Source organism: Dolichospermum flos-aquae CCAP 1403/13F, from assembly GCF_012516395.1.
Taxonomy (GTDB): Bacteria; Cyanobacteriota; Cyanobacteriia; order Cyanobacteriales; family Nostocaceae; genus Dolichospermum; species Dolichospermum lemmermannii.
This window is the reverse complement of the sequence record NZ_CP051206.1, coordinates 479793-499213: the sequence shown is the minus strand read 5'-3', so window position 1 is coordinate 499213 and position 19421 is coordinate 479793. Positions and strand designations below refer to the sequence as shown.

Here is a 19421-nt window from a genome sequence, read left to right as displayed (position 1 = left end):
AAGACTCTAATGCAAAAGGGTAAACTTGCTGAATACGTCGAAAATCATTGTCTATTTATCGAAAAAATAATAAAATACTCTCAATCTCGTTTAGCTTAAATTATTTAATCATGGTTGTTAATAATTTCCACAGCATTACAGAAGTTTTACCAGCAATTCTTGGATTTTCAATTGCTGGAATATTGATATTAAAATTTACATTTTCTGTTAAAATTCCTCAATATAATGAAAATCCTCCAGGAATTTTAATCTCAAGTTTTATTTTTATAGTATCTGGCTTTCTTTTTGAGATTATTTATAATTCTTGGCCTTCAATTCAATGTTGGGCTGAAAATCACCAGAGCATTGCCTTTGTATTTACTATCTCAGGAACTTTGTTTACTGGTTTCTGTACTAATGGACTTTCAAGAAAATTAGCAGATGATAAAGAAAAGAGAGAAATATCTATTCTATTTAGAAATTCTATTGATTCACAACTAAAATCATTACAGTTTATTCAGGGTTATTTAAACCCCGTCTACGTTGAAACCCATCGTTTTTTCGATGGCGAAAACTCAAGTTCTCGGGATATATCACTTACTTCAATGAAGGAAAATAGACAATATGTAAAAGTCTACAAAAATAATTTGCTCACTTCTAAAGCCTATGATACAGCATTCAATAAAATAGGTATTTATGATGAAAAAGATATTGATATAATTTCTCTATATTCAAATGAATTACAACAATGTTTTAACTATATTGAACGCCTGTTAATTAAATCAGAACCAGATGGATATATTAAAGGCGATACATTAATCTTAATAATTGTTAAAAATACCATCTTGATAACGTATCTTTTTGGTATATTCACAATCTACCATTTATCAAAACTCTATTCAAAGAATAATTTAGGAAATTTACAAGATAAGTTCTTTAGTCATTATGAAGAGATATTATATAATTTCACACAAGAATTGAGTAATAGTAAATCTAATAGAATGAATGAAGGTATTTTCAGTGATTTATTTAATAAACTAAAATATATAAGAGATAATTTTATTGAAACTAACAATAATTATAATATATCCTCCCGAAAGCCTATCTATATCTATAGAGTTATTATAAGAAAACCAGTTCTAACTTGGAATAATATTGTAACATTTGGTGAATCACCAGAGGATGCAAAAAATAACTGTAATAGTATAATTGAAACTTTAAAAAATGAGCATAACCCGGAAATAGAAATTCAAGATTCTAATCCAATTTGTGAAATTATTTCTCCTTGGAAGTAAGTAATTTATTTAAACTCTAAAGCATGGAGAATTTTCTCAAAATATGTTAGCTTTGCTAAAGGCTATTGTATAATGAATAATTACAAGAATCCTTTATTTTCTTTCAACACTAATTATGATTTTAAATGAACGTCAATATATGATTACTAAAGCTCAGATTAAAAAATTTCAATTAGCAGTAGAAAATCTGGGAGAAAAAGTACCTCCACAAGATAATGAAAATGAAAAGTTACGACATCAATCATATTTAGGTTCACTTAATGGTGAAATAGAAGAACTATTAGAACAAATAGAGGAATATGAAAACCTCAAAGCAAGGAAAATAGATAGGTTGGAATGTAAGTCTTTAGAAGAATTACCAGAAGCACTTATTAAAGCACGGATTTTTCGTGGTTTAACTCAGGGACAATTAGCAGAACTTTTAAATGTGAAGGAACAACAGGTGCAACGTGATGAGGCTAATGAATATGCTAATTCTAGTTTCACAAAAATTTTGAAAGTTCAACGTGCGTTGGATATTGAGATTAGAGAGGAAGTAATTTTTAAATAACTTTCTCAACGTCTGATTACAATTTTGTATAAATAAATTTTGTAAATAAAAATTATTTATCTATAGTCTGATGTACTTGTAAAATATTCCAATATCAAAAATTATATTAATTGTAATTAGGATGTCAAAATTATGAACTCTCTTGAATTAAGACAAAAAATTGAACAAAATTTATTAACTATTTTACCAGAAAATTTAAAATTTATTGATGAATTTGTAGAATTTATTAAATATAAACAAGAAACAAGTTTATCAGAAAAAACTAACTATAAGCCAGCTTCAGGACGTTCAATTTTACGTCATGCTGGTACGTGGGTAGGAGACGACTTGGAAGAATGTCTGAAGTTAGTCTCTGAAACTAGAGGTAAAGTGAAAATTAATAATCGTATTAATCCTTTTGAGTGATGTATCTTTTAGACACTAATCATTGTAGTTTAATTTTTCTGAAAAATCAGACGGTTCTGGATTATATACAGGAAGTTGGAGAAACCGATATAGCTACTACTATCATCACAGTAGGTGAGCTAACTTATATGGCAGAAAATTCTAGTTATAAGGAAGAAAATTTAACTCGTATTGAGCAATTTATCACAGATATTAGAATTTATTATGTAGATGATGTAACTGCTAAAATTTATGGACAAATAAAAGCAGGTTTCATACACATGGTAAAACTTACGAAGAAGCTGCTAGAAATGGTCAGGAAGTAATTGAGGCTTTTGTTGAGATGCTTACTCAAGAAAATCAAGTATTACCAGAACCCAGAATGCTTCCTACAAAACCGTTGCAAGTTGCCTAGTTCAGTGTAAAAAGTATAGTTGCATTTTGACATTATAACCGTTAAAATGCCTGTAAATAATTGTAATTCAGTGTTATTCCCCATAATAACAAATTATGAAAACATTCACTATTGGTCATTCCAATCATACAATTGAAACATTTATCGAACTCCTGACTCGGTGACTTCTAACTTCTAGAATAGAAGAAGAGGGAAAGCGGGGGCAAAGAGAAATAAAAATCATCCTCTTGCCTTTTGCCTTTTACCTCTTGCCTTTTTTAGACGGTGGTGATCTCTTTTTCCTTTTCTACAAGCAAGTGGTCGATTTTTTCTGTGTGCTTGTTGGTCAGTTTTTGGAGTTTGTCTTGTTGATCTCGTGATTCATCTTCGGAGATTTCGGCACTTTTTTCCTGTTTGCGAATGGAATCGTTAGCATCACGACGGATATTGCGAATTGCTACACGACCTTCTTCTGCGTACTTAGCCGCAAGTTTGACAAATTCTTTACGGCGATCGCTAGTTAGTGGGGGAATATTCAACCGAATCACACTACCGTCGTTACTGGGAGTTAAACCCACATCCGACAAAGAGATAGCTTTTTCAATGATATTCAAGCTGCCCTTATCGTAGGGCTGAATCAGGATGGTTGAAGAATCTGGTGTGCTAATATTTGTCAGTGCTTTTAGGGAAGTTGGTGTACCGTAATACTCTACTTGTACCTTATCCAATAAACTCGCATTGGCGCGACCAGTACGAATTGTATTAAAAGCCCGTTGAGTGGACTCAACGGTTTTTTGCATCATGCTCTCAGCTTCAGCTAATTTCACAAGAACCTCCCACAAGAGTGCCAATGGATTCTCCCATGACTGCCCGGTGGATGTTACCTCGCACCGTTAGGTCAAATACTAAAATAGGGAGATTATTTTCTTTACATAGAGCAATTGCGGTACTATCCATGACTCGCAAATCTTTAGCCAAAACGTGGGCGTAAGTAAGAGTAATAAAACGCTTGGCCTCAGGATGGAGTTTGGGGTCAGCATCGTAAATGCCGTCTACTTTAGTAGCTTTAAAAATCACGTCTGCTTCAATTTCTGCTGCTCGTAAGGCCGCAGTCGTATCTGTGGTAAAAAAGGGATTACCAGAACCAGCCCCAAAAATTACCACCCGTCCTTTTTCAAGGTGACGGATGGCACGACGGCGAATGTATGGTTCTGCTAGTTCTTGCATAGCAATGGCGGTTTGTACCCTTGTCTGAATTCCCATCCGTTCTAGGGAATCTTGCAGGGTCATGGCGTTCATGACTGTGGCAATCATGCCGATATAGTCAGCGGTTGCCCGATCCATACCTGCTGATGCTGCTTTAATGCCTCGAAAAATATTGCCACCACCAACAACGATGGCCACCTGGACACCAGTGGCTATCACCTCTCCTATTTCCTTGGCTATTCCCTCGACCACTTCTGGATCAATGCCGTAGCCCAAGTTGCCCATTAAGGCTTCACCGCTCAGTTTAAGTAAAACCCGTCGGTAATTCGTTCCCATGAAGTTCTGCTTTATCAAAAAAGTTGCAATTGCCTCCAATTTAAGATAGCAGGACAGTGACTATCTGTCTCTATTTAGGTTGCCTGTTATTTATATAAAGTTCCAATTTGTTCGGTTTGGGCTGGCTGTATTTGCTAATCTTGCAATAAACAAGTATACTCAACACAACTTAATTATTTGATTTAAGCGGGTAGGAGTTTAGCAATGCTAAACCCCTACAAATCTAGGTTTTTCGTGATTTTACAAAAGTCCATGTCCCAACCGTTTTGAGTATAATCGCATTTCTTAAATAATCCACTCCCTGCGCTGATGCTGTTTGGGTGTGTTCATCTATTTGCCCTTGATAGCGAATAATCCCATCGCTATCTATCAAAAAGGCTGTAGGTGGACTAATTACACCAAAGCTGCGGGTAACATCTTGAGTTGAGTCCCACATATAGTTATGGGTAGAAACAGCTTGATAATTCCTACCCATAACTATCCATATATTACTGTTTGTCCAAGTCTTCAATAAGTTGATCAACAAAATCCCTCAACCGTTGCTGCCAGTCAGGGACGGCTTTAATTTTTTCCCTGACTCCAGGTAAAACCTTAAATTGCAAAGGTGATTTATCGTACGCTACCTGATTTTGTGGTTTAAATTTAATCCGAGGCATTGCCAAATCCTAATATGTCTGATATACTAGATATCATAGCACAACATTGAAGGTCGAATCAAGTGAACTAATCCTTGTGGATCGGGTTTTCCCCAGTTCTCAAATATGCTCTAACTGCGGCAATCATCGTCATAAAATGCCATTAAAAAGCCGCGTTTATGTTTGTCCTGATTGTGGACATACAGAGGATCGTGACCTCAACGCAGCTAAGAATATTGACCGATGGTTTGCGGATATTTTTATCCCTGTAGCGTAGCGGTTCTTTTTAGGAACTACGGTCAGAAACGGTAAGTTCTACCGAGATAGCCTGTGGAGCGGACAAACCTCTTAGAAGTCATTCTAAGACCGTGATTAAACAGGAAATAAGCACTAAGGTTATCGCTGTCCAGATGTGTCTAGACTTTGGTAATTTTGGGTAAGTTTTATAGAACGGAAATTTAACTGATGACGCTCGGCAAAAACTTTCATTTATTAATATTGCATTTACCATGAAAACTTCTCCAAAAACCTGGATTTGGCAAGATTTCTCTATTTGTTACCAAACTCAAGGTACTACTGGACCTGCTGTGATCTTGATTCATGGTTTTGGTGCGTCATGGTTACATTGGCGCAAAAACATTCCAGCCTTAGCGGCAATTTGCCGAGTTTATGCGATTGATTTAATTGGCTTTGGTGGTTCAGCTAAACCCACACCAGGGGAAAAAATTAGTTATACCCTAGAAACTTGGGGACAACAAGTAGCAGATTTTTGTCGGGAAGTGGTAGGTGAACCTGCATTTTTAGTAGGTAATTCTATTGGTTGTATTGTGGCTATGCAAGCGGCGGTAATTAACCCGGATATGGCTTTGGGAATTGCTTTGCTTAACTGTTCTTTGCGGTTATTGCATGATCGTAAACGCGTAAATTTACCTTGGCTAAAGCGATTTGGTACGCCAATTCTCCAAAATTTCTTGGCGATTAAACCAATAGGTGATTTCTTTTTCAATCGCCTAGCTCAACCACAAACGGTTAAAAAGATTCTTTTACAGGCTTATGCTAACGGGGAAACGGTGACAGATGAGTTAGTTGACATTTTGATGATACCAGCAAAAGATCCTGGGGCTGCTGCTGTATTTTTGGCGTTCACTGCTTATTCTAGTGGTCCTTTACCGGAAGACTTATTACCTAGATTATCTTGTCCGGTAATTATTTTATGGGGAACGGCTGACCCTTGGGAAGCTATTGATTTAGGCCAAGAGTTAGCCAATTTTCCCCAAGTTCAAAAGTTTATTCCTTTAGAAGGTGTGGGACATTGTCCTCAAGATGAAGCTCCTGATTTAGTTAATCCTATTTTACAGGATTGGATTATTGATCAATATCAATCTATCCGTTCTATAAAACTTACCCAAAATTACCAAAGTCTAGACACATCTGGACAGCGATAATCCTAGTGTTTATTTCCTGTTTAATCACGGTCTTAGAATGACTTCTAAGAGGTTTGTCCGCTCCACAGGCTATCTCGGCAGAACTTACCGTTTCTGACCGTAGTTCCTAAAAGGAACTGTCTTTTTAAAACACCTATCCCATGCTTGGCGTAAATCAGCTAACGCCTTCTGAGGGACATTTTTGCTAACTTCGTAATACCAGGCGGATTCAGATTTAATCTCAGCAACTAACTTTTTATGCGGGTCAATCGCTGAGGGAAGTTTAAGTTTTTCGCCTTCTCTGGGAGTAGCTAAGATATCTATAACTTGAGCATTTGCCCATGCTTAGTTTATAAAGGTATTTTCGATCAATGTAATCATTCTATGGTTATAAACTAATAATTAGAATTTCCATTGTTTGACGTATATATATTTAATTTTTGTCTGTTAAAAAAACTCACTCAAAAACTGATTATTTTTGAATGAGCTATATGAGTATTAAAATCTAAATGAATTGGGCTAACTTATTACCAGCGACGGCGGGGTCTCCAGCCCCAACCACCACCCCAGCGACGGCGGGGGGATCCCCAGCCACCACCACGACCAGATAGAAGCTGTTGTTCTTCTATGGATAGTTCTACAACTAAATCAGATGGAATATTTTGAGATGGAATATTTTGAGATGGAATATTTTGGTTTGACATAATAATTGTTAACCTCAATTAATTTCTATTAGGCTTCGGACAACCATGCTTCTTTTATAAAGATATTTATCACTAATTTAATGATTCTATAGTTATAAATATTAGTTTATAATTTATATCTTTTGATTCACATAAATAAGTTTATTTTCTAACTATAGATAGGCTATGGCAATTTTAAAGTGCCATGTAAAAAAAGGTGAGAGGAGAAAGTTACGCCCGAATTTTGGCATAAGATACTGTTGATATTTGATATCAAGCAAGTTATCTGAAAATTTCTCCTCACCCTATAACTACAAGGTTGGAAAACTAAGACTATTAAGAATAGCTCAGTTTATAGACTTTACCCACTAAAAAAGAGTATTAACAACCTGGCATAGAGTTCGATTCAGGATAGTTCTCATCCCTTTCAGAAGCTGGATATTGATCATATTTTTGGGAGTCGCAACCACATTTTTGTTTTTTAGGTTTACAAGAAGGAGGAGGTGATTGGTAACATCCCCCAGATAAAAGTTGTTGTTCTTCTGCGGATAGTTCTACAAATAATTCAAATTTGGTATTCTGATTAAACATGATTATTAGCCTCCGTTAGTTAATAGGATCGATATGATTCAGTTCTAATCCTTTTATAAGCTTTATCTGAATATTTTTAATGATTCCCTAGTTAGAAATTAATAATCATAATTTCTATCTTTTGATTTATATATTAATTTTTAATGATTGAAAGTATAAATACATCAAAATCATCACAGTATTTATAAATAAATATTTAATATTTCTCTGTTACAAGAAACTCCCTCAAAAATAATCAATTTTTGAGGAAGCTATATATTTATTAAACTCTACTGAATAATTGCCGAGTTGATGAGATTAGCTGTATCATTCTTCCTCACTCATATTTTCATTATCACCACGACCTCCATCTCTATCTCTATCTCTATCGTCAGATTTCGGACAAACCCAATAGCATTTCTTGTAACATTTTTTCCTTCCTCCAGATAAAAATTCCTGTTCTTCGGTGGATAATTCGACAAGTAAATTAGATTGAATGACTTGATTTGACATAATTATTAGCCTCAATAAATAGTTGGAGTTTACACACTTAAATAAACGAAAGTATTATCTATGTGCGATCCTATCTTCTATTTATAAATCTATTGTGAGAGAATTAAATTCTCCTGAAGTTATAAATAAACGAACTAAAAGTATGAATTACCATCTCATACTTTAAGCTGAACTAAATTATAGTTAATTCCATAAAAAATGCGTTTTTCGTGAACATTATTCCTATATTAAGTGTTGATATTATATATTTATAATGACAATGCAAAATAGATATATTATCTAACTTTAGAAGCATGATTTTCTCATACATGAATGTCACAAGTGTTGAATCCTGCAATAAAACTTTACAATCTTTGCGTTTTACCCAGGTAAAATTCATTGTCTATTGAGAATAGAGTCATTAATTGATCAAATTTGGTATCACCAATACCAATGCACAACTTGGACACAATCCTCAAAATCTTAACATTCAACACTTCTGCATGAATGTTATATTTGAATTGTTAACTGGTTTACCAGCTAATGCTAATTAAATCAGTGTTAAGAATGAGGCAGAGTGATGTCAGTTAATACGATTCAATCTGATTTACTTTTTGATTTATCTACAGAGGAACAACAACTTATATCTGGAGGTAAAGAAGGAACAATAAGGGCTAATGGTAGGTTTCGCTACGGTGGTAGAAGTTATCCAGCTACTATCAATGTAAGAGTTACTGGTCTACCTTAATAAACCATAGATTTTCGTCGAGTTTTCAGTTCTTTGTTAATCAATTTATAGTCTAATTCCCACTGCGGAGTTGGACTTTTTTAATCATTAAAAATAAACCAAACTACCAATTTAAAAATCAATAGTCATTTATTAACTCAGACAAAAAAATGTAGAGCAGAAAATAAAGCTGTCCCTACAAGAAAATATTTAAATTTAAATCTGGCTATGTTATGAAAACAAATTACTTAACTTGTCAGTGCTAGAACTAATAGTTACTAACCCAAAAGTAAAAGAAAGTGCCATAGTAATTTGGGATAATTTATATTTGCTAGTTTGTGAGTTAGAGTCACCTGAGGCGAGTTTTAAATCACTTTTCCCTTCAGTTTCTAAATCAGTTTTTTGGAAGAATAATTTACCTTCACTGAATAAACCTAACATGGGAAATATTTGCCCACCAACTACAGATTCTTGTTCTGTATCGGAAAGATATCTAAATAATTGAGTATTTTTCGGCATATTATTACTCCTTACATAAGTAATTAGGTTTGGCTAAAGAATAGGAAAATAAAAACTTTGACAATATTCATTTATACAGTTAAAAATTGTAAATGCTCTCCGGGTTTTGAGAGGAATGTCTGCGGAGTTCCTTGAATTTGTACTTGACCTTTTTCGATGAGAACAATCCAATTAGCACGATGAATGACGCTAGGACGATGGGTAATTAAAATTGTGGTTTTACCTGTACGATGTTCCAAAAGCCGATCTAGAACATGAGCTTCACTCATGGGGTCTAGTCCGGCGGTAGCTTCATCTAAAATGAGTATAGGTGGATTTGTGAGAATGCCGCGAGCGATCGCTAATCTTTGTCTTTGTCCCCCAGAAAGATTTGCACCAAACTCCCCTAATACGGTTTGATATTTATTAGGTAATTGACTGATAAAACCATCTGCATCAGCAATATCACAAGCTTCAACTATGTCTTCAAAAGAAATATTAGGTGTACCCAAACGGAAGTTTTCCAAAATTGTCCGACTCCAAAAATGAGGTTCTTGGGGAACATAAACTACTTGTTGTCGGTAACAATCTAAAGCAATATCTTGGATATTAAAAAAACCAATGCGAATATTACCAGAATCTGGGACATATAAACCAGCTAATAATTTAGCTAAAGTGCTTTTACCACAGCCAGATTTACCAATTAAAGCAATAGTTTTTCCTCCAGGAAGCTGAAGAGAAAAATCATCTAACAAGTCAATTCTACCTGCGTGATGAAATTGAAGATGAGAGCAATTAATATCTGCCACACTAGAAATTTGTGCAGTTGGCTTTTGACTTCCTCCCACCACTTCCGGTGTCGCATCAATAACTTCTAATAATCGAGAAACTGCTGTTTGGGAACGAAAATATTCATCAACAAAGCCAACTAATGAGTTGATTAAAGCTAAAACATTGACTTGCAAAGTATTAAAAGCTAACATTTGTCCAATGCTTAAATTGCCTTTAATTACTAACATACTCCCCAATCCTAACAAGATAACACCACCAATTGTAGATATAATTTTAGCAATAGTCCCGTTGATAATTGCTATTTGAACCGTACTAAAAGCCAGATTTGCTAGACGACCAAACCGACTTTGAAACTCATCCCAAAATTGAGGAGCAGCATTTGTAGTTTTAATTACCTGTGCGCCCTTAAATGTTTCGACTAAAACACCTTGATTTTCTGCTCCTAAAACTAAGAGGCTGCGGGTTTTTTGCTGAAGAATTGGTAAAAAAGGTAAGGTTGATAAAGTCATAAAAGCAGCAATTAATAAAACTGCTATTGTTAATTGCCAGCTATAAAATAACATTAAGCAAAAAGAAATCACAGCAATAAAAAATTGGCTGGGTAAAACAATCACAATCTGGGATACTAATTGGTTAATTTCGCCAATATCTCGTAGTCGGCTAGTAATTTCCCCACTGCGACGAGATTCATAATAATTTAAGGGTAATTGCAGTAGTTTACGACCAAATTCCAAGACTAAACCCAATTGTAATCTTTGCCCAAAATGAGAAATCATTAAGGCTTGAAATACTTGTAAACCTCCACTAAATAAACTCATAACTATGACTGCGGAAACTACAACAGTGAGTAATTGCACATCTCCACGCACGAGAACATCATCTGTCAATAATTGAATTAAAACAGGAGTTCCTAGAGCTAGTAAACCCAGGACAATATTAATCATTAAAACCTGAGTTAATAAACCACGAAATGGTAAAATCCGGTAAAAAAACCGCGTGATACCACCTTTTGATTGTTCTTGGGGTTGTTCAAAAAAGCGGTCTGAATCTGGCTCTAATAAGAGCATTACGCCATTCCAAGCATTGGTTAATTCTTCTTTGGTCAGATAACGAAGTCCCACAGCCGGATCGGCAATAACGTATTTTTTGCCTTTTTTACCATATAAAACCACCCAATGATAGCCTTGCCAATGAATAATTGCAGGTAATGTAATTTCTGTAATTCTGTCTATGATTTCTGGAGAAGCTTTGACCGCTCTAGCATTGAAACCGAGATTTTCTGAACCTCGTTTTAAACCTAATAATGTTGTTCCTAATTGTCCAGTCCCCACAGCTTCTCGGCTTTTAATCATGCTTAAAAAGCGTCCATAGTGCTTGGTAATAGAAACTAAACAAGCTGCCCCACAGTCTTCTTCACTTAACTGTAAAGTACACTGATAATTTTGATGATTTTTAAAGATATTGAACATAATTATCCAAAAAAGTTTAGTAGGTTGAGTTGACGATAGGAAACCCAACTTTATGCAAGTCTTTGTTCTATTGTGCTGTTTTTGTCGGGTTGTGCTATTACTTAACCAAACCTCAATCCTTATTTATAAATTGGTGATTAATTTACTTTTTCTGAGAATAAATTGCATGATAGTTTCTTGACGAGAAATAATGTCCGCGCGTCCTTCCATACCAGATTTGAGATCACATACATGATTTCCTTTTGCTAAAAATAGATTTTGTGGTTCAATATTTATTTGATAAGTAGCTACCTGGGGTGTGCTAATAATTGAATTATTTTGGGGAATTGCTAGGACATCTGCTCCAATTGTTTTTACAATTCCCTTGAGAGTTCCATAGTCTGGATAGGGACAAGCTGAAACCTGCATTTGTACTATTTGACCAGGTTTTACTTTGTCAATATCTTTAGCAGAAACTTGAGCTTTAATGATTAAAGGAGCATCCACAGGAGCAATTTGAGCAAGAGCTTCACTGAGTTGGACAACCTGTCCAGGATTGCGAAGTTTGAGCTGCATGAGTGTGCCATTAGCTGGGGAACGAATCACACTTTTATTTAAATCATTGTCTAACTGTTGTAATTCTTGATGAGTGCGAATCTGTTGTTTTTGTAATTCTAACCGTTGCTGAATTAATGTTTCTCGTTCTTTTTTTAAAGCGGCTAAATTGCTTTCACCTCTGGCTTTTTCCTGCCTAATTCTTTCTAAGGCAATTGTCACATTTGCATTACTGGGATTAACGGCAATTTTGGCTTTTTGTAAGTTTATTTGGGCTAATTTAACAGCTTGTTCTTTTTCTTCTTGGAGATTTTTAGTGCTAGATTTAGCTTGTTCCAATTTGGCTTGAGCCGATTTAACAGCTTGTTCTTTTTCTTCAACTAAATTGCGAGATATTGCTCCTGATGTAACTATACTCTGTAAGCGATCGCGCTGTAAAGTAGCCAGTTTTAATGCTGCTTCTGCTTCTTGGACAGTGGCTATTAACACCCTTTCTTTTTGTAATCTTGCTAGTTGCTCATTTGCTAAATTTATCGCTATTTTAGCTTGTGTCATTTCCGCACCAGCTTTAATTTGCTGATCGTTATAGTTGCGCTTAGTTCCAGCCAATTCAGCTTGTACAGCTATAATTGTCCGCTCATTTAAGTTGGTTTGAGAAATTATTTGAGTATTGACCTGATTAATTTGAGCATCAATTTGAATAAGTTGTAATTGACTTTGCTGGATAGTATTTTGCAGTTGTCTTTTTTGAGATTGCAGTTGGGAGTCATCAATATAAGCAATTATTTCTCCTTTATTTACTAGCTGATCTTCTTTAACGACAATTCTTTTCACAGTTCCCGTCATGCCAGATTCAACTAACCGTAATTCTCCCAATGGTCGGATAGTTGCAGGGACTTTAACTGTGATGTTGTAATAGAGGACAGAACTAAGACTCACAGCCACTACAAACATACTAATCATTACCCCCCCACCGATATGAATCCATTTACCGATATGGGGGAGAAACTCATTAGCTTCTAGTATATGCAAATCCTCTGTAGTCGAGTTATTTAAATTATAGGGAGAATTGTTATTTTGACTCTGTAAGGAGTTCACGGGATTACACCTTTGATTAGGACTAAAATAGTCTCACCTAAGATAGAAATTACTACTATCATGCAGCCGAAAAGTAACTATCTTAGGTAATAAATTGACAGCAATAAAAACAATTAAATTTCTCTATTCACATTGTGAAAATTAATTTGATCATCGGTTATAATTTAGTGAAGGGGGTAGAGATGGTTATGCCCTAGTTGTGGGAATTATCTTTCTCAAATCTTCGATGCGGATTAAGCGTGAAGAAAATGGGGGAGAAGAATCAAACTTTCTCAAAGTCCTCACTTACGTTGAGCAAGTTATTGTCATCTCCTCTAACCCCCTTTGTTGTCTAAAAAAGTTGTTGACTAGCAGTGCAGAGTGGCGAAAATAAGTAACCATTAAAAATCCTTAAAAAGCTGGTGTAATTTGCTTTTTTAGTTTTTAATTCTTAATTTTCAATACCACTCTGCGGTACTAGTACAACACGGCGTAAATAAAATGACCATTAAAAGCTGCGAAAATTTGACTGATTGCAAGGCTTAAAAATGGTTCATTCACTTACGCCGCAGTGTACTAGTTTAGTGCTGCTTTGACATTGGGCAAATTATAGGCTTAGAGTCTCGTATTTACTGAATAACCGTACCAGTTGCACCTAATGTTCCAATTGCAGCTATAGGTCCAGGAGCTGCGACTGGGGCTGTAATTGCAGCATCAGTTGGTAGCACTGCTGGACCTAAAGCCCCTACACCAGCAGGAAGGTCTGCACCTAAACCTAAGAAATCTTGTCCCGCAGTCAATATGGTATTAGACTTACCTGCGGAGTTAGCACTACTACCTTGAGGACCGGAGACACTTGATCCCATTAAGAGCGATCCCTTGTTAGCATAGTTACTAGCAGCTAGTTCAAAGTCAGCCCCACCAGTCACTATTTCTTGTTGTTGATCAGATAAAGCAACAAGCAAATCGGATGCGTTGATTTGATTTAACACAATTATTAGCCTCACTTACGTAATTAGGTGTTCCATCACCTAACAACTCAACTATAAGCATTGTTGCCTAAGAATTCATAAACCTACGGGTAGAAAATAAAGTTTGCAAATTTACCTCTAAAAGTAGAGACAAAATAGTTTTTAATTACTAGAATAGTATTATTAAAAGATTAATCCTAGCTCACATAAAATCTGCACAATGTATATTTGTGGTTTTTACAGAAAACTCTGAATATATGAATTTATTCGGATTTCTACTCAACAGAAAATTAAATATCTATGTTTTTAGATATCTCTAATTTCAGAAAAATCATTTTGCTAGATCAGGAATTATTCAGTAATGAGAGAGTAACTGATTTAACAAATAAGCACAGGTAGCACTACCGATAGGAACTGTTAAATTATCTATGCCCAAAAAAGAAAAGGCTTCTAAAATCGTGGCGATTACGGCGACAATTAAGGAAACCATCCAAGTTTGCCAAATATTACCTTGAGTAACCAGTAAAAGAGTTACACAAATAAAATAACTAATTAAAGTCACTGTTAAAGAACCTTCCCAGCTTTTTTGAGAACCAAAAACCACATATTTATGTTTACCAAACCGTTTCCCAATTAAAGCAGCTAATCCATCTCCCCAAGCCATAGTCATAATTCCTAAAACAGCATATTGGGGTTGGTGTAAATACCAAAAAATACCCACTAAAACACCTATACTCACAGCATAGAAAAATGTTCCTAAACTTTGACGACCGACACTATTAATACCAGGAAGAATAGGGAATTGATAAGATAACAAGGTGATAATACCCGCAAAAATTGCCGCAGTAATTCCCACAAAAGAGGGAATATCTAACCACCAAGCAATTAAAATTACGTTACCTGTACCAATATGCACGATTTTACGAATGATTTCCGGTTCACTATCAGTAAAACGACTAACTACCCAAGCAATGCAGATAATTAATCCTACCCAAGCCGCAGCGGGGGCAATTTGCAGCGACAATGGGGAAAGGTTTTCTAAGCTGAGGAATGTGTTAAACAATGAGGGAATAGAGGTATTTTTAACTTTAATTCTACTTTATGAGCTTTGGACATGAAAATATTATTGATTTGGCTAATTAAGGGTTATCGCTTCTTTATTTCTCCCCTGTTTCCCCCAACTTGTCGCTTTCAACCTACTTGTTCTATGTATGCGATTCAAGCTATTGAACAGTTTGGGGTATTTCGGGGTAGTTGGATGGCTATCATGCGGATTTTACGCTGTCATCCTTTTCATCCAGGAGGTTATGATCCTGTTCCAGATGTGAAAGAAAAATCTTGTTGTCAGCATGAAGAGTGAACACGGATTTAAGGGATTACTGGATTACACGGATAGTTTTTTAGGAATTTCTGATTCAGAATATGATTTTATCGGGCTTTCCCCCGCTTCGCTAACACGCTCCAGGTGCAGAGCCTCAGAGAGTCAGAGTTTGAAAACATAGAATTTCACAAGCGTTAAAATGCGACCTTATTACCAAATCCCCATTATTGAATGTGGTGAACCTTTAGTTAAAATTCCTCTAGAATTGTTTGCGGTGGAATCTCCTCACCCTTATCAAAAGTTAGGTGCTAATTATGGCGGAAATTCACCTTATTACTTGCGTCAAAGTGTTGTTGAAAATTTAATTCAGGCGCAAAATCATTTACAATTACTACATCCCCATTGGTCTATTCAGATATTCGATGCTTATCGGCCTGTAGCTGTCCAGCAATTTATGGTAGATTACAGCTTTGGGGAAGCGTTGCGAGAACAGGGTTTGACGGAAAAGGAATTATTACCCCAGCAACGGGAAGATATCTGGACAGCGGTTTATGAAATTTGGGCTGTACCCAGTTTAGATATGAAAACCCCTCCTCCCCACAGTACGGGGGCTGCGGTGGATATTACTCTAGTCAATGATGTTGGGGTAATTGTGGATATGGGTTCACCCATTGATGAGATGTCCGAGCGATCGCATCCAGAATATTATATTCATAGTCATCAAGGCTATAATGCTAACCGGCAATTATTACGGGATGTAATGTTAAAAGCTGGATTTCAACGTAATCCTAGAGAATGGTGGCATTTTTCTTTTGGTGATCAAATGTGGGCTTGGTTATATAATCAATCTCATCCCGAAACTGTGATGACAGCCCGTTATGGACGATTAAGTTAAATGAATTTATGTTTCGCGCAATCTCTAAGAGAGATCCCGCCGGGTAGGCACAAAGGAGCAAAGACGCAAAGTTTGATATTTTCAATAGGTTGTGTTATAATTTTTGGTGGTACTAGTGAAGTTTTTATAAGGGAAATGCCGAAAACCCTTGAAGATGTAGCTGACTTAGTCAGCTACATCTGTGCTTTAGACAAGGGATGAAGGCTAGAGGCTTTCCTTTATCCTGCATTGACATTAATTTAAAAATTTGAAATAATTTCAAATTTTAATCCATATTCGTGAGACAATTAAATTGTCAGCAAAGACATTAAAAACCTACCGGGGGACTCTCGGAAAGTTACGCTTGTCAGAGATGATTCTGCCAGTAATGGCAAACAGGATCAGGGCAAGAACCCAAATATTTAAGGCAATGCCTGAAGCTGGGATAACTGAGAGATATAGACTGAAACTCTCTATAGAATCCCCGTGTCTTTAGACCGGGGAGTGTCAATTCACAGTTGATGTTGGAGAGGTGTCCGAGTGGTTGATGGTGACGCACTCGAAATGCGTTTTGGGGAAACTCAACGGGGGTTCGAATCCCCCCCTCTCCGTTGATTCAAATAATGATTATTGCGGTTTTTCTTCCTTTTGCTGCGGACTTTCCGGCACTTGATTTTGGTTTATTTCTACAGTTGGAACTACTACAGCCGAAGAATTTTCTGGTTGAGATTCCTGGGGTGGGGTGACTACGGGATTAGATTCCGGTGCAGTATTTTCTGGAGGTGGAGAAGCTTTCTGGGATTCTTTAGCGTCACGCAGGGTATCCATTAAGGATGGTGAAGAAGTCACAACCGGTGTTGATTTATTAATTGTAGTATTCGGGGTTGGAGTGGGCTGAGAGTTGTTATTCTCAGGGGCTTTTTCTTCATCACTACTATTATTAGTAGGGGTTGGTTCTGGGGAAACAGGAGTATTTTTGCGTTTTCTCCTGACTCTCAGTGGTACAGATTCATTAAAAGAGGAATTTTGAATTTTTTGATTTGGAGATGATGGTGATATTTCCACGACAGGTTTGGGTGGAATAGATTCGGAAGTAGATTGTTTAATAACTGGTTTAGGTGATGATTGTAAATTAGGTTTTGATAATATCTGCGTCATACTAAAACCTGCCGTAGCGGCAATTAAGGCAATACTAATGCTCACAATTCCCTTCGATACACCTGCTTTTTTGCCTGTATTTGCGACTTTTGGTGGTGTAGCAATAGGACGGGGAGTAGCTTTTTTGAGGAAATTTTTGGATTTTAAATCCGATAAATTAATAGTCTGTACTGCTTGAGTCGCTAAAGTTGATGATGTCACATTTAGCCCATTTCCCGGTAGTAGTTGCAGCCATTCTGCTACTGTTGTCGGACGAAACTGAGGTTCTACAGCCATTCCTCGGCTAACTGCTTGATTCACAGCCCCACTCAGATGAGGTTGTAATTCACGGGGAGAGGGCATTTTTTCCCGATCTCGCAGTAATGCAGGTATAGGAACTTGTGCAGTTAACAGTGCATATAAAGTCGCTGCTAAGCCATAAACATCTGTAGCTGCTGTTCGTTGTGCTTGGGTTAGATACTGTTCAATGGGTGCATAACCTTCACTGACTAAACCTGTATGTGTCTGTTTTGCCCCGTTATTAAATTCTCTAGCAATGCCAAAATCAATTAGCACTACTTCCTGCGTTCCTTGACGCAAAATAATATTATCTGGTTTAATATCTCGGTGCAATAAACCATTATTATGTACAACCTGCAATGCTGCGCCTATTTGACGGATATAATGAATGGCTGTAGCTTCTGGTAGGGGTATTCCTGGTAAAACAAATGCTGCACCTAAGGTGTCTCCGCGAATGTATTCCATCACCATATAAGGTAAACTATCTTCCTCAAAAAAGTCACTTACCCGGACAATATGAGGATGAACACAAGCGGCTAATCTTTTAGCTTCATCTTGAAATTGGCGCTGGAACTTAGGGAAATCGGGATGTTGTCGCAACCTCTCATTGATAGTTTTCATCACCACTTCTTGACCTAAATAGTGGTGCATAGCTTTAAAGGTAACACCAAATCCGCCCCGCCCTATTTCCTGGAGGATGGTATATTTTCCATTCTGCAAAATTGTGCCTGCTAACATAGGGTTTTTCAGTCTTAAATGAGCAGATAATTAACTGGGTTATAGCACTCTTAGGAACGCAAATTTAATAACCTGCAATTCTGATTTGATCGGAAATGGGGCATTAGGCTTTGCTTTAGCGTAGCCATGGTCGCATAGCTTTACACACCCTATCTTTTGCACTTTATTTAATCCACACTCCTGACCTATTATGACAACGGTTTTTGATTCTGATGAAATATTGTGCGATATGGCGGTATGCACTTGAATAAACTACATCATAACCCCCTCCTCGCTCTTCGAGGTGGAGGTTGGGGGTGGGGTGATCTTTAAAGAGCTTGTTTTGGCGAGAAAAGTTCTCGACTCAACGGTAAAATATCCGGAATTAACTTCCCAAAATCAGAAAAATCTGCCTAACTTTCCCTCTAAAATCAATGCCCTATTAAGTAGGTTGGCGTTGAAAACTGTCGTTATAGCACTAGGCAAGAGGCAAGAGGCAAGAGTAAAGAGTAAAGAGTAAAGAAGTTTTCAGCGATTTTACGTTTCTTTACACAGTTTGGTTTTATTGTGTTCACCTACTTACCATCTTCCCTGAGTACCAGTCATAATTTCTGAATATTTCTTTTTTTTAGCTAAAACAGAATCTGATGTTAAATTCATTGATCATGATCAATAAAAATTTATGAACTCTCAACCAGAAGAAGATTTGCAGCGTCGTCTCCAAAATCTAGCAGCAGAAATTAAATCTGCCGGTGTTAATCCTCCGCAACCAGAAGCACAGACACCTCTGACAGGGTTTTCTCAATGGAACTTGTATTTACAAAGATCCAGAAATTGGTTTAATAGTTTATCAACAATTAAAAAGCTGGCAGTCACAGGTATTGTCATGTTGTTAACTGTTTGGATGGTGCAAACAGTATTTGCTCTAGTTGCTTCTGTTATGAGTCTAGCGATGTTGGCAGTGTTAGTGTATCTTGGATACAAATTTTTTATTGCTAATAGAAAGGCAAAATAAGCAATAGCCTATTTTAATCATGCCAATAGTGGCGTAAAAAA

23 protein-coding genes, 1 tRNA gene and 1 pseudogene are annotated in these 19421 nt (G+C 36.4%); 12 read left to right on the top strand and 13 right to left on the bottom strand.

Annotated features, from left to right (window positions below; translation table 11 throughout):
- The first annotated feature begins 110 nt into the window (after positions 1-110).
- From HGD76_RS02655 to HGD76_RS24785, 4 genes are all read left to right on the top strand, one after another.
- On the top strand, positions 111-1274 hold the full coding sequence (locus HGD76_RS02655) for a hypothetical protein (RefSeq protein ID WP_168694876.1): 1164 nt from the start codon (positions 111-113) through the stop codon (positions 1272-1274).
- A 115-nt stretch (positions 1275-1389) separates the two neighbouring features.
- Positions 1390-1824, top strand: coding sequence for a helix-turn-helix transcriptional regulator (locus tag HGD76_RS02650; RefSeq protein WP_168694875.1), 435 nt, complete (start codon positions 1390-1392; stop codon positions 1822-1824).
- Positions 1825-1956: 132 nt separating this feature from the next.
- A complete protein-coding gene (locus HGD76_RS02645) occupies positions 1957-2229 on the top strand; it encodes a hypothetical protein (RefSeq protein WP_039202113.1) in 273 nt (90 codons plus the stop codon).
- Positions 2230-2357: 128 nt separating this feature from the next.
- The gene (locus tag HGD76_RS24785) at positions 2358-2534 is read left to right on the top strand and encodes a PIN domain-containing protein (RefSeq protein WP_210967707.1); all 177 of its coding nucleotides are present in this window, start codon (positions 2358-2360) and stop codon (positions 2532-2534) included.
- A gap of 346 nt (positions 2535-2880) precedes the next feature.
- Here the strand turns inward: HGD76_RS24785 and frr are convergent, their stop codons facing one another.
- The 4 genes and pseudogenes from frr to HGD76_RS02615 form a co-directional block, all read right to left on the bottom strand.
- The gene (gene frr, locus HGD76_RS02630) at positions 2881-3429 is read right to left on the bottom strand and encodes a ribosome recycling factor (RefSeq protein WP_015081366.1); all 549 of its coding nucleotides are present in this window, start codon (positions 3427-3429) and stop codon (positions 2881-2883) included.
- Positions 3416-4144 (bottom strand): UMP kinase, encoded by a 729-nt coding sequence (gene pyrH, locus HGD76_RS02625; RefSeq protein WP_015081365.1) that lies wholly within the window; start codon positions 4142-4144, stop codon positions 3416-3418. Before pyrH ends, frr begins: the two co-directional genes overlap by 14 nt.
- A 274-nt stretch (positions 4145-4418) precedes the next feature.
- Positions 4419-4583, bottom strand: a pseudogene (locus HGD76_RS02620) (thioredoxin family protein); the annotation flags it as partial.
- Between the two features lie 49 nt (positions 4584-4632).
- Positions 4633-4800 (bottom strand): hypothetical protein, encoded by a 168-nt coding sequence (locus tag HGD76_RS02615; RefSeq protein ID WP_168204419.1) that lies wholly within the window; start codon positions 4798-4800, stop codon positions 4633-4635.
- Positions 4801-4876: 76 nt separating this feature from the next.
- On the opposite strand from HGD76_RS02615, the gene HGD76_RS24780 reads away from it, so the two are divergent.
- Both HGD76_RS24780 and HGD76_RS02605 read left to right on the top strand, forming a co-directional pair.
- On the top strand, positions 4877-5056 hold the full coding sequence (locus HGD76_RS24780) for a zinc ribbon domain-containing protein (RefSeq protein ID WP_233467018.1): 180 nt from the start codon (positions 4877-4879) through the stop codon (positions 5054-5056).
- Positions 5057-5288: 232 nt separating this feature from the next.
- Positions 5289-6224, top strand: a complete 936-nt coding sequence (locus HGD76_RS02605) for an alpha/beta fold hydrolase (RefSeq protein ID WP_168694874.1) — start codon at positions 5289-5291, stop codon at positions 6222-6224.
- Positions 6225-6730: 506 nt separating this feature from the next.
- On the opposite strand, the gene HGD76_RS02600 is transcribed toward HGD76_RS02605, so the two are convergent.
- The 3 genes from HGD76_RS02600 to HGD76_RS02590 form a co-directional block, all read right to left on the bottom strand.
- A complete protein-coding gene (locus tag HGD76_RS02600; protein WP_168694873.1) occupies positions 6731-6907 on the bottom strand; it encodes a hypothetical protein in 177 nt (58 codons plus the stop codon).
- A 360-nt stretch (positions 6908-7267) separates the two neighbouring features.
- The gene (locus tag HGD76_RS02595) at positions 7268-7477 is read right to left on the bottom strand and encodes a hypothetical protein (protein ID WP_148762439.1); all 210 of its coding nucleotides are present in this window, start codon (positions 7475-7477) and stop codon (positions 7268-7270) included.
- Between the two features lie 306 nt (positions 7478-7783).
- On the bottom strand, positions 7784-7969 hold the full coding sequence (locus tag HGD76_RS02590; RefSeq protein WP_148762441.1) for a hypothetical protein: 186 nt from the start codon (positions 7967-7969) through the stop codon (positions 7784-7786).
- Positions 7970-8528: 559 nt separating this feature from the next.
- Here HGD76_RS02590 and HGD76_RS02585 point away from each other — a divergent pair.
- Complete coding sequence (locus HGD76_RS02585) at positions 8529-8696, top strand: hypothetical protein (protein WP_168204421.1); 168 nt, start codon at positions 8529-8531, stop codon at positions 8694-8696.
- A gap of 210 nt (positions 8697-8906) precedes the next feature.
- Here the strand turns inward: HGD76_RS02585 and HGD76_RS02580 are convergent, their stop codons facing one another.
- From HGD76_RS02580 to HGD76_RS02570, 3 genes are all read right to left on the bottom strand, one after another.
- Positions 8907-9194 carry a hypothetical protein gene (locus tag HGD76_RS02580; RefSeq protein WP_168694872.1) on the bottom strand — a complete coding sequence of 96 codons (288 nt, stop codon included), beginning with the start codon at positions 9192-9194 and terminating at the stop codon, positions 8907-8909.
- Between the two features lie 71 nt (positions 9195-9265).
- Positions 9266-11434 (bottom strand): peptidase domain-containing ABC transporter, encoded by a 2169-nt coding sequence (locus tag HGD76_RS02575; RefSeq protein ID WP_168694871.1) that lies wholly within the window; start codon positions 11432-11434, stop codon positions 9266-9268.
- Between the two features lie 123 nt (positions 11435-11557).
- Complete coding sequence (locus HGD76_RS02570; RefSeq protein ID WP_168694870.1) at positions 11558-13066, bottom strand: beta-barrel domain-containing protein; 1509 nt, start codon at positions 13064-13066, stop codon at positions 11558-11560.
- A 226-nt stretch (positions 13067-13292) separates the two neighbouring features.
- Here HGD76_RS02570 and HGD76_RS02565 point away from each other — a divergent pair, with 226 nt between their 5' ends.
- Positions 13293-13439, top strand: a complete 147-nt coding sequence (locus HGD76_RS02565; RefSeq protein WP_168694869.1) for a hypothetical protein — start codon at positions 13293-13295, stop codon at positions 13437-13439.
- A gap of 235 nt (positions 13440-13674) precedes the next feature.
- On the opposite strand, the gene HGD76_RS02560 is transcribed toward HGD76_RS02565, so the two are convergent.
- Both HGD76_RS02560 and HGD76_RS02555 read right to left on the bottom strand, forming a co-directional pair.
- Complete coding sequence (locus tag HGD76_RS02560; protein WP_168694868.1) at positions 13675-14037, bottom strand: CTB family bacteriocin; 363 nt, start codon at positions 14035-14037, stop codon at positions 13675-13677.
- Positions 14038-14371: 334 nt separating this feature from the next.
- Positions 14372-15079 (bottom strand): diacylglycerol/polyprenol kinase family protein, encoded by a 708-nt coding sequence (locus HGD76_RS02555; protein ID WP_015081354.1) that lies wholly within the window; start codon positions 15077-15079, stop codon positions 14372-14374.
- A 51-nt stretch (positions 15080-15130) separates the two neighbouring features.
- Here HGD76_RS02555 and yidD point away from each other — a divergent pair, with 51 nt between their 5' ends.
- The 3 genes from yidD to HGD76_RS02540 all read left to right on the top strand — a co-directional run bounded on the left by yidD (position 15131) and on the right by HGD76_RS02540 (position 16822).
- A complete protein-coding gene (gene yidD / locus HGD76_RS02550) occupies positions 15131-15376 on the top strand; it encodes a membrane protein insertion efficiency factor YidD (protein ID WP_168694867.1) in 246 nt (81 codons plus the stop codon).
- A 160-nt stretch (positions 15377-15536) separates the two neighbouring features.
- On the top strand, positions 15537-16232 hold the full coding sequence (locus tag HGD76_RS02545) for a M15 family metallopeptidase (RefSeq protein WP_168694866.1): 696 nt from the start codon (positions 15537-15539) through the stop codon (positions 16230-16232).
- Positions 16233-16737: 505 nt separating this feature from the next.
- Positions 16738-16822 (top strand) — tRNA-Ser (locus HGD76_RS02540).
- A 16-nt stretch (positions 16823-16838) separates the two neighbouring features.
- Here HGD76_RS02540 and HGD76_RS02535 read toward each other — a convergent pair.
- Positions 16839-18386 carry a protein kinase domain-containing protein gene (locus HGD76_RS02535; protein WP_168694865.1) on the bottom strand — a complete coding sequence of 516 codons (1548 nt, stop codon included), beginning with the start codon at positions 18384-18386 and terminating at the stop codon, positions 16839-16841.
- 661 nt (positions 18387-19047) lie between these two features.
- On the opposite strand from HGD76_RS02535, the gene HGD76_RS02530 reads away from it, so the two are divergent.
- Positions 19048-19380 (top strand): hypothetical protein, encoded by a 333-nt coding sequence (locus HGD76_RS02530; RefSeq protein WP_148762454.1) that lies wholly within the window; start codon positions 19048-19050, stop codon positions 19378-19380.
- Positions 19381-19421 lie beyond the last annotated feature (41 nt).